Origin of the sequence: Streptomyces sp. ATCC 21386, assembly GCF_018728545.1 — a bacterium.
Taxonomy (GTDB): Bacteria; Actinomycetota; Actinomycetes; order Streptomycetales; family Streptomycetaceae; genus Streptomyces.
In genome coordinates, this window is record NZ_JAAVVL010000001.1 from 5,058,708 (window position 1) to 5,070,513 (window position 11,806).

Sequence of the window (11,806 nt, forward strand, 5' to 3'; positions counted from 1 at the left end):
TTGAGCACGTTTTTTCGCGTGCGACGGAACCCGCCGCCGGACCAGAACAGCCCTCTGGTCCGACAGCGGGTTCCTATGCGTTCACCGCCGGTCGTCAGACCGCGGGCGGCGGGCCACCGGCGGCGGCGAGAGCGGCCGCGTTCTGGGCGTTGGCCTCCGCCGCCAGGTTGTTCGCCTCCGCGGCCTGGGCGACACCGACCGTGGCGCCGACGCCGGCCAGGGCGGCGCCGACGCCCTCGGCCGCCTGGGCGACCCGGCCGATCCGCGCGATGCGCGGGGTTCCCAGGGTCGGGCGAGCGGCGACGTAGACGACACCCTCGACGGGGATCTCCACGCTGTTCAGCGCGTTCTCGGTGCTGCTCATTTCATTTTCCTTTCGCGTTCGAAGCCTCGGAAGTTCTTTTCTTCCGGTGCCCTTCTGGAGAAAACATTAGGCTCTCGCCGATCCCCTCCGCATCGATAAAAATGCCTATTCTCGGCACCGTTCTTCTTCGGGTGGCCTGAATTCCGTGGCAGCGGAGAACGGAAAAGGCCTGGACCGAATCGGTCCAGGCCTTTCAGGAATGGTTCGCTCAGTCCTTGCCCCGCCGCCGCCCGAGATGACGCAGGGCGGACGCGGCGGCGTTCGCGCCGCACATGCCGTGGGCGCCGGCGCCCGGCGGTGTGGCCGCCGAGCAGATGAACATGCCCGGCACGCCGGTGCTGTACGGGTCGAGCGCGGCGCGGGGGCGCATGACCAGCTGGAAGGCGGTGTTCGCCCCGGCGACGATGTCACCGCCGACGTAGTTCGGGTTGTACTCCTCGAACGCGGCCGGCGGGCGGACGGCCATGTCCAGGACCCGCTCGCGGAAGCCGGGCGCGAAGCGCTCGATCTGCGCGACGATCGCCTCCGTGGCGTCGCCGTCGTAGCCGTGCGGCACGTGCGCGTACGTCCACACGGGATGGAGGTCGCCCTTCGAACGCCGGGGGTCGGCCAGATACTGCTGCCCGACCAGGACGAACGGCCTCTGCGGCATACGGCCGGCATGAACGGCCCGCTCGGTGGCGGCGACCTCCGCGTAGGGCCCGCCGAGGTGGACGGTGCCCGCCCGGCGGGCCGCCGGGTTGGTCCAGGGCACTCCGTCCTGGACGGCGAAGTCCACCTTGAAGGCGCCGGGGCCCTGGCGGTAGCGCCGGTAGGCACGGGCCACCCGGCCCGGCAGCAGATCCCCCAGGATGTCGGCCACCGCCCCGGGGGCCACGTCGAAGAGGACCAGGTCGGCCGGGGGCAGGTCGGCCCGGGAACGCACGCGCGTCCCGGTCTCGACGCGCCCGCCGAACTCGGTGAGCTGGGCGGCCAGCGCGTCGCTGATCGCCCGGGAGCCGCCGGCCGCCACCGGCCAGCCGTGCCGGTGGCCGGCGGCGATGATCGTCAGACCGATCGCGGCGCTCGCGGGCCGGTCGAACGGACGGAAGGCGTGTGCGGCCACGCCGGCGAAGAGGGCACGGGCACTCTCGGACCGCCATCGTCGGGCCACCGCCGCGGTCGGCAGCAGGGCCCGCGGTCCGAAGGCCGCGAGGCGCACGGGATGGCGCGGCACGTGCGCGAGGGGTCGCATGAGGTCCTCGGCCAGCGCGTCGTAGCCGTCCACGAGTGGCCCGAAGGTCCGCCGCCACCTGCGGCCGTCGCCCTCCGGGAGGCCGTCCGCCGTCTCGTCGACCGACCGGTGCAGGACCCCCGCCTCGCCGGAGTCCAGCGGATGCGCGCAGTCGATCTCCGGCAGGCACCAGGTCAGCCCGTGGCGGGCGAGGTCGAGGCTCCGCAGGAACGGCGAGCCGACGGCCATGGGGTGGGTGGCGGAGCAGTGGTCGTGCAGGAGACCCGGCGTCAGTTCGCTGGTGCGGGTGCCCCCGCCGATGGAGTCGGCGGCTTCGAGGACGGTGACCTCGACGCCCTCCCGGGCGAGGAACACGGCCGCGGCGAGACCGTTGGGACCGCTGCCCACCACGACGGCCGTAGTCATACGTCTCCCGCGTCCGCTCGACGATCGCGCCGGTCCGCCCGGCGCGCGGTGGTGCACGGTGCACGGTGGTGCACGGAAAAGAATGGAACGGGCCCCGCGAAGGGCCCGTCCGGCCGATTCACCACTCTGCGGGACGTAGGAAAACCGTCCCGGCGCCTTTGGCTCTTCCACGATAGGGCGATCGGCCCTCCCGGCGCGATTCGCAGAATTGCCTAATTCGCGGACCCGGATCACCTCATACTCCAGCCGTAGATCGTGATCTCGCTGGTCGGAGCCGGCACAGCCGTAGCCAGGTGCTGTCGCTGCTACGGTCGGGCGCATGCTGATTGTCGAACTTGCCTTGACCGCTTCCCCTGAACGCCTCGCGGCACGTCCGGCGCATCGCGCCCTCCTCAGCCGCCTTCACGAGGAGGGCTGTCTCGTCGCCGCCGGTCCGTTGGCCGACGACACAGGTGCGCTCCTTGTCTTCGATACGGAACGCGCAGAGCTGGACCGCATACTCGACGCCGATCCGTACTACCGCACCCCGGGTGTCGAGGTGGTTGGTGTGCGCGAATGGGCGCCGGTGGTGGGTCTGGAGCGGCGGTGACGGCCAGGAAGGCGTCACCAGTGTTCACACACGGATGATCAGCGGTGGCCGCTCCCGTGCCCGGGCCGGCTCCCAGCCTCAAGATCACGATCTACGGCTGCTAGGTGGCGTCCCAGCTCATGTCCGGTTCGGGTTCGGAGGGCGCGTGCGGCTTCGCATGGCGTCCGGAGGTTCGACGGGAGACCGGACCCGATGCGGAACCCGGTGCGGCGCCCTCCTCGGATTCCTCGGGCTCGGCTTTCGGCAGCACCGGGAAATGCGCGATGAGCCACCAGCCGCCCTCGTCGTCCGGGCCGGCCGTCAGGGAGCCGCCGACCGCCTCCGCCCGCTCCCGCAGCCCGATCAGGCCGTAGCCGCCGCGGCCTCCCGTCGGACGGGAGACCCGCCCGGCGGGCCCCTCGTTGTAGACGTCGACCCGCAGCAGGTCGTCGCGGGTGCGGTGGACGCGCACCGTGGCCTGGGTGCCCGGTGCGTGCCGCCGCACGTTGGTCAGCGCCTCCTGGACCACGCGGTGGACCGCCGAACCCACCTCGGGCAGCAGAACGCTTCTGCGGGCGGCTCCGGTGATCTCCAGCTGGGCGGTCGAGCCGTCGCCCTGGCCGCTGAACTCCGAGACCAGCTTGGTGAGTTCACCGTACGGCTCCTCGGGGCGTTCGAGGGAGACCTGTTCGCCGTCCTCGCGCAGCACCTGGATCAGGCGGCGCATGGAGTCCATGGTGCGTTGCCCGGCCTCGGAGATGTTGCCCAGGATGGGGCCGACCTGGTGGGGCGCGCTCTCGTGGATGACACTGGCGGCGTGCGCCTGCGCGATGATGCCCGTCACGTGGTGGGCGACGAAGTCGTGCAGTTCCCGGGCCAGTTGGATCCGCTCGGCGAGCCTGACGGCGGCGATCGTGCGACGGCGCCGGGCGTCCAGGGTGCGCAGGTAGCACCCCGCGCCGACAGCGCCTCCGACCGCGAACGTCAGCAGGAACGGGTAGGTGAGGGTGATCCCCGTGCCTCCGGTGCGCAGGGGTTCGTCGATGACGCTGGCCCCCACCGCGGCGGCCAGCGCCAGGGCGACCCGGGGCCGCGCCACACGGCGGCAGATGCGGACGAGCAGGACCAGCATGCACGCCGTCTCCAGCAGCCCCCACCCAGGCATGGCCCAGCCCGTCAGGGAGATGCTCAGGGTCACCGTCGTCGAGATGGCCGCGCAGAACCCCGTACGCCAGGTGATGCTGAGCCGTGATTCGGGCACGAGCACCAGGACCAGGGCGACGGGGCCCGTCACCAGCGGCAACCAGTCGAGAGGGCCACGATGCCGCGACACGACGATGCCGATGTCGAGCAGCCACAGCACGCCCAACGCCGGGTACAGGGCGTGGTGGTCCAGCCGTCGCGCTGATAGCCGGGGGCGGCCGTGGTGGTGCGGCTGGGTTGCTCGTGCCGACAGTGCCGCGAGTGACGAAGGTGTCATAGAACCGGAGGCTAGGCATGCACATGCCTCCCCGGCAGCGGGTGGATCGATGTGTGGGGAGCGTCATAGATCCCTCACAGGGTGTTCGCGCAATCCCCGTCAGTGCCCGTTCCGTACCGTCCCGTTGGCCCAGGCCCAGGCGGCCACCTCGACGCGGTTGCGTACGCCGAGCTTGTGGTGGATGTGGCCCAGATGCGTCTTCACGGTGGACAGCGACAGGCACAGCGCGTCGCTGATCTCCTGATTGGTCCGGCCCACCGCGACCAGGCGGGCCACCTCCAACTCCCGTGCGCTGAGCGAGGATTCGGGCACACCGGCACCGTCCGCCGGGGCCGCCGACCGCTCCTCCAACTGCTTCAGCAGCCGGACCGTCACCGCGGGCGACACCAGCGCGTCACCTCGGGCCGCCGCCCGCACCGCCTCGATCAGCAGCGCGGGCGCCGCGTCCTTGAGGAGGAAGCCGCACGCTCCGTTGCGCAGGGCGATGTTGAGGTAGTCGTCCTGGTCGAAGCTGGTGACCACCACCACCTGGGTCGGGTGCGTTGCCCCCGGCCCGGCCAGCAGCCGGGTCACCTCCAGCCCGTCCAGCTTCGGCATCCGGACGTCCACCAGACACACATCCGGCCGCAACGCGCGCGCCATCTCCACGCACGCGAGTCCGTCGGCTGCCTCTCCGATCACCTCGATGCCCTCCTGGGCGTCGAGGATGAGCCGGAAACCGGCCCGGATCAGATCCTGGTCGTCGGCGATCATCACACGCGTGGGGGTGCTGCTCACGCGGCCGAGCATGCCACGGATCATCCGCCCGGTCCGGCGGTCCCGGGAAGCCGACGGGCTAACTCCCCTGCCGAATCGGGCGGTTGGCGCTTACCCGACGAAAGATCTGCCCCGGAACGAGGGGCCGAGGCCGATCGGCCGATGATTACCGCCGGGTATCGGTCGAATGGTCGATGGCCGGTGCCCGGGTGTCACGGGAGAGTCACAGCGCAGGCAACGGACGACTGCGGGTCCTCGACCCCCACTTTGAACAAGGCAGGCACTCATGACAGTGGACAGCTCCGGCCGACTCAGCGCCCGGGAAATGGAGATCCTCCTTCTGGCAGCCCACGGTATGTCGGACGCGGACATGTCCCGTCAGCTGTCGATCTCACCCCGCACAGTGGCTGCCCATATGCGTAGCATCCGGGAGAAGTTGTGCGCGAAGAACCGTACGCATCTGGTGGTCACCGCGTTGCGGGCGGGAATCCTGGCGCTCCGCACGGACCGCACGGACCGGGCGGCCCGGACGGACGGCCTGGACGAAACGTTCCGCTTGACGGGCCGGAGCGGAGTCCGGGCCCGGCCCGTCGGCATTGCGTGGCAGGTGGCTGAGCGTCGTATCTCCGAGTATCGGACGAACCGCGTGCGCCAGGCGTAGCGCGGCCCGCGGCGCGTACGAGTCAGTCGCCGAACCGAGGCGGCGGCTTCGATCGCTGCCGTGACGGTGTTCGTGCTTCCTTTTTGACAGCAGAAAACGATCAGGGCGGGACGGTACGGGCTCAGGGTGCACCGTCGACCGGCAGTTCCAGTCGCAGCTCGTAGCCACCGTCGCCCAGATGCCTGGAGGTCACCGTGCCGCCGAGGAGTTCGGCCCGCTGGCGCAGGCCGATCAGGCCGTGGTGGGCGCCCGGCAGCGAGAGGGCCGGGCGGCTCGGCGCGGTGTTCGTGACGGTCACCCGCAGCGTGCCGCCTTCCTGGCGCATCCGGATGGTGGCGATGGCACCGGGGGCGTGCTTGCGGATGTTGGTGAGCGCTTCCTGCACGGTGCGGTAGACGGCGCGCTGGACGGGCGGCGGCAGATCGCCCGGCAGGTCCGTCCGCAGGTCGGTGTCGATGCCGCTGCCGGCGACCAGCCGGTCGAGGTCGGCGAGCGAGGGCTGCGGGGTCAGTTCGGTGGGGCGGCTGCCGGAGGCCCGCAGTACGCCGACCATGTGCCGCAGCTCGTCCAGGGTCTGCACGCTCAGCCGCCGTATCGTGGCGGCCGCCTCCCTCGCCTCCGTGTCCCGGCTGCCCACCTGGAGGGCTCCGGCGCGCACGGCGATCAGACTGACCTGGTGGGAGACGGCGTCGTGCATCTCCCGGGCGAGCTGGGCGCGTTCCTTCGCCAGGACGCCCTGTGCGATCAGCAGCCGTTCGTGCTCGCGTGCCTCGGAGACCTCGACCAGACGCAGCGACAGCTCCCGGCGGGCATGGACGAGCCGGCCGAGGAAGAGGGGCGCGGTCGCCTGCGCCACGCTGTAGGAGAGCGGGATCAGGGCCTGGCGGTCGTCGATGTCGGTGAACTCCGGTGACGGCCACGACCACCAGGTCAGGTCGCAGACCGTGAACCCCAGCGCGCACACGGCCAGCAGCACCCGGTGGTGGGTGCGCGAGGCGAGGGTGTACAGCGCCACCAGCGTGGCGAACACGGCGTCCGTGAACAGTGCGGTCGGCAGGGCGAGCAGGAAGGTGGGCAGCGGCAGCCGGCGGCGCACGACGAGCGCGAAGGCGGCGAGCAGGGCGGCGGCCAGCTCCTGGGGGTGATGGGGGCCCACGTCGTGGATCCACACGTCGGCCAGGGAGACCGTGATGAGCAAGGCGTCCGTGATCCAGGGACTCGGAACGCCGGAGAGGGCCCTCGTCCGGTGCCGCGGGCGCGGGGCGTCGGAGAGGGCCCTCATCCGCCCTCCCGGCCGTGTCCGCCGCCGCCGACGGAGCGCGACCGCCTGAGCAGGCCCGCGCGTTCGGCCAGCAGCGCGGCCTGCACCCGGCTGCCCACCTCCAACTTGGTGAGCAGCGCGCTCACATGGTCCTTGACCGTGCCCGTGCTCAGATGCATCCGGTCAGCGATGTCGGTGTTGGACAGCCCTTCCGTGATGAGGACCAGGACGTCCCGCTCACGTTCGGTCAGCCGGTCCACGAGCCGGACGGCGGTCTCCCGGGGCCCGTTGTCCAGATAGCCGTCGACGACGGTCCGGGTCACCCGGGACGACAGCACGACCCCACCGGCCGCCAAGGTGCGTACGAGATACGGCAGTTGCTCCGGATCGGTGTCCTTGAGGAGGAAGCCCGCGGCTCCCGAGCGGAGAGCGGCCGCCACGTACTCGTCCATGTCGAAGGTGGTGAGCATGGCCACCACGGGAGGGCGGGGGAGTCTCCTGAGTTCGGCGAGGACGGTCAGCCCGTCCACGTCCGGCATACGGATGTCCAGCAGGACGACCTCGGGGCGCAGCTCCCGTACGGCGTGCACGGCCCGGCCGCCGGGGACCGCCGCGACCACGTCGATGTCGTCCGCGGAGTTGAGGATGTGCTCGAAGCCCGTACGGATCAGGGCTTCGTCGTCGACCACCAGTACCCGGATCACCTGTGCCCCGCTCGTCGTCGGACCACCACTGGACTTCTGCTGGAACCGCTACGACGCCCGAAGTCGCCGCCGGGTTCCCATTCCTCCCCATTTCCGGTCACCTGGCGGGGAGGACCCCGGCTGGTCGGCGGGGGCCCTTCCAGTCACCCGCCGGATGGGAACGCGCCCCTCGCGCCCCCGACGCTGAAGGCCATGACACCAGACACGTCACCGGACCTGTCGTCCCCGCCGGCCGCGGCCCCGGCGCTCGCCCCCGTCGCGGCCGCGGCTCCCGCCCCGGCCCGTGTCCTCTCTCCCGCCCCGGTCCCCGCAACCGTGGAAGGCCGCCGGGGGCCTTCCACCGGGCGGCTGGTCGGCATCGATCTGGCCCGGGGGCTCGCGGTCTTCGGCATGTATGCCGCGCACGTCGGTCCGGACCCGGCGAACGGCGGGCCGCTCGGCTTCGTGATGGAACTGGCGCGGGGCCGCTCCTCGGCGCTGTTCGCGCTGCTCGCCGGATTCACCCTCGTCCTGATCACCGGCCGGCCGCACCCCCGCACCGGGCGCGCCGGACGGCAGGCCGTCGCCCGGATGGTCATCCGTTCCCTCGTCCTGATCGTCCTCGGGTTCGCCCTGACCGCCCTCGACACCGACGTCGACGTGATCCTCGCCTTCTACGGGCTGACCTTCTTGGCCGTCCTGCCGTTCCACCGCCTGCGCGTCCGGACACTCGCGCTACTGGCCGCCGCGGGCGCCCTCGTCATGCCCCAAGTCCTGTACGGGGTGAGGCTGTCGATCGAGCACGGCGACTGGGCGGACGCGCTCGTCGCCGCCGACCCGCTGGCCCGGGTCAGCGACACGGACGGCTTCATGGAACTGCTGTTCACGGGCGAGTACCCGGTGCTCACCTGGATGTCGTTCATGCTGGCCGGCATGGCGGTGGCCCGGGTCGACCTCACTCGGAGCGCCGTCCGCCCCCGACTCGCCGCGGCCGGGGGCGCGTTGACCGTCCTCGGCCATGGAGGCTCCTGGCTGGCCCTGCGTCTCGTCCCGCACGCTCGGACGACCGTCGCCGCCGCCACGGACGGCGACGGGGCCGCCTCGGCCTGGTGGTCCGACACCGTCGGCCACCTCGTCGACGACACCCCGGCGGCCTGGCTCCTGGTGGGCGCGCCGCACAGCCAGACGACCTTCTCCATCCTCGGCAACACCGGTGTCGCGCTGCTCGTCGTGGTGCTGTGCGTGACGGCCGTGGAGCGGCTGCCGCGCTGCGCGCGCCTCGCCCGGCCCGTGTGTGCCGTCGGCATGACGGCCCTGACGGCGTACGTCCTGCACATCCTCGCCATCCGGGAGTTCGGCATGGAGGAGGAGACCGGCCCGGCCCTCGTCGACCTCTTCCTCCACAGTCTGGTCGCCCTGGTGCTCGCCACTGCCTGGACCCGGTGGTTCCGCCGTGGACCGCTGGAACACCTGCTGCATGTCGGCACGCTCCCGGCGCGCCATGTGAAGTGACCGGGACGGGGCGACGTGCGGGCGAACTTCGGCCAAACCATGCTCGTTCCACGACGTCCGCATGGACAGCCCACGTCCGTCTGCGCGCAAGCTTCTCTCCGCACCATCGACTCGACCCGATCATCGACCCGGCCCGCCCTCGACGGCAGTCGGAAGCCTGGACGGTTGTCGAAAGCCTCGACGGCAGTCGGAACTTTCGACGGCAGTCAGGACCATCGACTGCAGTCACGACGGTAAGGAAGCGAACGCCTGTGAGAACGCCCCGCACTGCTCGAAGCGCCGTCCTTCTCGCCTCGGTCACCGCGCTCACCACCTTCCTCGCGACGACCCCCGCCGGAGCGGGAACGGTCGCGCTCCCGACGGTGACCGCTACCAGCGAGTCCGCCGCGCTGTACGACGACGAGGCCGGCGGCAACTCCGACGCCGACGACCCGGCGATCTGGCGTGACCCCGCAGACCCGGACCGCAGCCTCGTCGTCGCCACCGCCAAGGAGGGCGGCCTGCGCGTCTACGACCTGGACGCCCGCCTCGTGCAGTCCCTCACCGCGCCGACGCCGCCGACGCCGGACGACGCCCCGGGCCGCTACAACAACGTGGACCTCGTCACCGGTCTGCGCACCGCCGCGGGCCGGGCCGACGTGGCCGTGGTCAGCGACCGGGGCAACGACCGGCTGCGGATCTACCGCATCGACCCCACCCGACCGGACGGCCCGCTGACCGATGTCACCGACCCGGCGGCCGCTCCCGTTTTCTCCGCCGACCAGGCCGAGATCAACGACCAGCGCACCGCGTACGGCCTCGCCACCTGGACGGACAGGGCCACCGGCCGGTCCTACGCCCTGGTCAGCCAACGCGAGCGCACCCGTCTCGCCCTGCTCGAACTCCTCCCGGCGGCGAACGGCAGGGTCGGCTACCGCAAGATCCGCACCCTCGACCTGCCCGCCTCCTTCCGGCTGCCCGACGGCACCCGATGGAGCCCCTGCGCGGAACCCGGTGAACTCCCGCAGGTCGAGGGCATGGTCGTCGACCCCGCCACCGGCACCCTCTACGCCGGCCAGGAGGACATCGGCATCTGGCGGCTGCGCGCCGACCTCACCGGCAAGCCCGTCCTGATCGACAGGACCCGGGAGTACGGCGTCCCCGGCACGTACGACGAGGCGACCGAGGAGTGTGTGCCCGGCACCGACCCCGGCTACGGCGGGAAGCGGCTGTCGGCCGACGTCGAGGGCCTGACGCTCTATCAGGAGCGCGATGGGGACGGCTACTTGCTCGCCTCCAGCCAGGGCGACGACACCTTCGCCCTGTACGACCGTGAGGTGAGCGAGCGCAACGAGTACGAGGGCGGCTTCCGCGTCGGGGCCGCGTCGGACACCCTCGACGGGGTGCAGGAGTGCGACGGCGCGGCCGTCCTCAACGCCCCGCTGGGCAGCCGCTACCCGCGCGGCCTGCTCGTCGTCCAGGACGGCCACGAGACGCCCGGGGCTCCGGACGGTGAGGGCGGCACGCGCACCGCGACCGGCTTCAAGTTCGTCGACCTCGGTGAGCTGGTGGACGCCGCGGACCTGTAGCGCGGTCAGTCCTCGACTGTCCGTGAGTGCCACGAGGTGCCGCCCTGTACCGGGACTGCTCCCGCTTCTCGCCGGAGGCGAAGCGGGAGCAGTCCCGGTACAGGGCGGCGATCATGAACCCGGTGAACGAGCAGCGGAGTTTGAAGGGCCACTACCTCGGTGGATGCGGTGAAGTGATTCCTCCGATGTATCTAGGACGTCGAGGGTGCTACGACGGCAATCTCCGGGGCTGATGAGGGGTTGTTCCAAAGGATTCGACCATCTGTCCGGGCGGCGGTGCTCGCACTCCGGGGGGCAGTGAAGTCGCACATGTCGGACTTATGAACTGCGGGAAGTCCGGCTGCAGCCACATACATCCGAGGAATGCGTTGCAAGGGCGTGGATCTGCACCTAAAGTCGCGGTGCGCCATTCCTCCGATGAATGAATGAACCCCATGGCAAGGGAGCTACCCCAGTGAAACTGCTACGCGTCGGCGTCCCAGGAGAAGAGCGGCCTGCTGTCCGCACCGACGACGGCACGCTGCTCGATCTGTCGTCCGTGGCCCGCGACATCGACGGCGCCTTCCTCGCGTCCGGGGGAGTGGACCGGGCCCGCGTGGCGATCGAGGACGGCTCCCTTCCCGAGCTCGACCCCGACGGGCTGCGGATCGGCGCGCCACTCGCTCGCCCCGGCAAGGTGATCTGCGTCGGACTGAACTATCGCGACCACGCCGCCGAGACCGGTGCCGCGATCCCGCCCCGCCCCGTGGTCTTCATGAAGGATCCGAGCACGGTCGTGGGCCCGTACGACGAGGTGCTGGTCCCGCGCGGCTCGGTCAAGACCGACTGGGAGGTCGAGCTGGGGGTCGTCATCGGCCGGCGGGCCCGCTATCTGGAGGGTCCCGAGGAGGCGGCCGGGGTGATCGCCGGGTACGTGGTCAGTCATGACGTCTCCGAGCGCGAGTTCCAGCTGGAGTACTCCTCGCAGTGGGACCTGGGCAAGTCGTGTGAGACCTTCAATCCGATGGGGCCCTGGCTGGTGACCGCCGACGAGGTCGGCGACCCGCAGGATCTCGGGCTGCGGCTGAGCGTCAACGGTGTCGAGCGCCAGCACGGGCACACCCGCGACATGATCTTCCCGGTCCGCGAGATCGTCGCCTACCTCAGCCGGTACATGGTTCTTCAGCCCGGCGATGTGATCAACACCGGTACGCCCGCGGGCGTGGCCCTCGGTCTGCCCGGCACCCCGTATCTCCGCCCGGGTGACACCGTCGAGTTGGAGATCGACGGGCTCGGGAGCCAGCGCCAGACCTTCGGCCAAGCGTGAAAGGCACC

General features: G+C 71.2%; 11 protein-coding genes. 5 read left to right on the forward strand and 6 right to left on the reverse strand.

The annotated features are described in order from the left end of the window. Nucleotides 1–94: 94 nt before the first annotated feature. Nucleotides 95–364, reverse strand: a complete 270-nt coding sequence (locus tag GWK25_RS21550; RefSeq protein ID WP_251828967.1) for a hypothetical protein — start codon at nucleotides 362–364, stop codon at nucleotides 95–97. A gap of 208 nt (nucleotides 365–572) precedes the next feature. Continuing rightward, on the reverse strand, nucleotides 573–2,003 hold the full coding sequence (locus GWK25_RS21555) for an NAD(P)/FAD-dependent oxidoreductase (RefSeq protein ID WP_215452172.1): 1,431 nt from the start codon (nucleotides 2,001–2,003) through the stop codon (nucleotides 573–575). 319 nt (nucleotides 2,004–2,322) lie between these two features. Here GWK25_RS21555 and GWK25_RS21560 point away from each other — a divergent pair, with 319 nt between their 5' ends. Next, complete coding sequence (locus tag GWK25_RS21560; RefSeq protein ID WP_215452173.1) at nucleotides 2,323–2,592, forward strand: YciI family protein; 270 nt, start codon at nucleotides 2,323–2,325, stop codon at nucleotides 2,590–2,592. A 100-nt stretch (nucleotides 2,593–2,692) separates the two neighbouring features. Here GWK25_RS21560 and GWK25_RS21565 read toward each other — a convergent pair whose 3' ends face one another. Beyond that, the gene (locus GWK25_RS21565) at nucleotides 2,693–4,051 is read right to left on the reverse strand and encodes a sensor histidine kinase (protein WP_251828968.1); all 1,359 of its coding nucleotides are present in this window, start codon (nucleotides 4,049–4,051) and stop codon (nucleotides 2,693–2,695) included. Between the two features lie 99 nt (nucleotides 4,052–4,150). Beyond that, the gene (locus GWK25_RS21570) at nucleotides 4,151–4,840 is read right to left on the reverse strand and encodes a response regulator transcription factor (protein WP_215452174.1); all 690 of its coding nucleotides are present in this window, start codon (nucleotides 4,838–4,840) and stop codon (nucleotides 4,151–4,153) included. A 253-nt stretch (nucleotides 4,841–5,093) separates the two neighbouring features. On the opposite strand from GWK25_RS21570, the gene GWK25_RS21575 reads away from it, so the two are divergent. Further along, nucleotides 5,094–5,468, forward strand: coding sequence for a response regulator transcription factor (locus GWK25_RS21575; protein WP_215452175.1), 375 nt, complete (start codon nucleotides 5,094–5,096; stop codon nucleotides 5,466–5,468). Nucleotides 5,469–5,589: 121 nt separating this feature from the next. Here GWK25_RS21575 and GWK25_RS21580 read toward each other — a convergent pair whose 3' ends face one another. Both GWK25_RS21580 and GWK25_RS21585 read right to left on the reverse strand, forming a co-directional pair. Further along, entirely contained in the window at nucleotides 5,590–6,750 is a 1,161-nt protein-coding gene (locus tag GWK25_RS21580; protein WP_215452176.1) for a sensor histidine kinase, read from the reverse strand. Next, on the reverse strand, nucleotides 6,747–7,433 hold the full coding sequence (locus GWK25_RS21585) for a response regulator transcription factor (protein WP_215452177.1): 687 nt from the start codon (nucleotides 7,431–7,433) through the stop codon (nucleotides 6,747–6,749). Before GWK25_RS21585 ends, GWK25_RS21580 begins: the two co-directional genes overlap by 4 nt. 192 nt (nucleotides 7,434–7,625) lie before the next feature. Here GWK25_RS21585 and GWK25_RS21590 point away from each other — a divergent pair, with 192 nt between their 5' ends. The 3 genes from GWK25_RS21590 (at nucleotide 7,626) to GWK25_RS21600 (ending at nucleotide 11,798) form a co-directional block, all read left to right on the forward strand. Beyond that, on the forward strand, nucleotides 7,626–8,924 hold the full coding sequence (locus tag GWK25_RS21590; RefSeq protein WP_215452178.1) for a DUF418 domain-containing protein: 1,299 nt from the start codon (nucleotides 7,626–7,628) through the stop codon (nucleotides 8,922–8,924). 251 nt (nucleotides 8,925–9,175) lie between these two features. Beyond that, the gene (locus GWK25_RS21595) at nucleotides 9,176–10,492 is read left to right on the forward strand and encodes a phytase (protein WP_215452179.1); all 1,317 of its coding nucleotides are present in this window, start codon (nucleotides 9,176–9,178) and stop codon (nucleotides 10,490–10,492) included. Between the two features lie 454 nt (nucleotides 10,493–10,946). Beyond that, nucleotides 10,947–11,798, forward strand: coding sequence for a fumarylacetoacetate hydrolase family protein (locus GWK25_RS21600; protein ID WP_215452180.1), 852 nt, complete (start codon nucleotides 10,947–10,949; stop codon nucleotides 11,796–11,798). The last annotated feature ends 8 nt before the right edge of the window (nucleotides 11,799–11,806 follow it).

Bases quoted from the DNA above. Each gene is read 5' to 3' on its own strand.
- GWK25_RS21550 (WP_251828967.1), bottom strand. From the start codon at position 364: ATGAGCAGCACCGAGAACGCGCTGAACAGCGTGGAGATCCCCGTCGAG.
- GWK25_RS21555 (WP_215452172.1), bottom strand. From the start codon at position 2,003: ATGACTACGGCCGTCGTGGTGGGCAGCGGTCCCAACGGTCTCGCCGCG.
- GWK25_RS21560 (WP_215452173.1), top strand. From the start codon at position 2,323: ATGCTGATTGTCGAACTTGCCTTGACCGCTTCCCCTGAACGCCTCGCG.
- GWK25_RS21565 (WP_251828968.1), bottom strand. From the start codon at position 4,051: ATGACACCTTCGTCACTCGCGGCACTGTCGGCACGAGCAACCCAGCCG.
- GWK25_RS21570 (WP_215452174.1), bottom strand. From the start codon at position 4,840: ATGCTCGGCCGCGTGAGCAGCACCCCCACGCGTGTGATGATCGCCGAC.
- GWK25_RS21575 (WP_215452175.1), top strand. From the start codon at position 5,094: ATGACAGTGGACAGCTCCGGCCGACTCAGCGCCCGGGAAATGGAGATC.
- GWK25_RS21580 (WP_215452176.1), bottom strand. From the start codon at position 6,750: ATGAGGGCCCTCTCCGACGCCCCGCGCCCGCGGCACCGGACGAGGGCC.
- GWK25_RS21590 (WP_215452178.1), top strand. From the start codon at position 7,626: ATGACACCAGACACGTCACCGGACCTGTCGTCCCCGCCGGCCGCGGCC.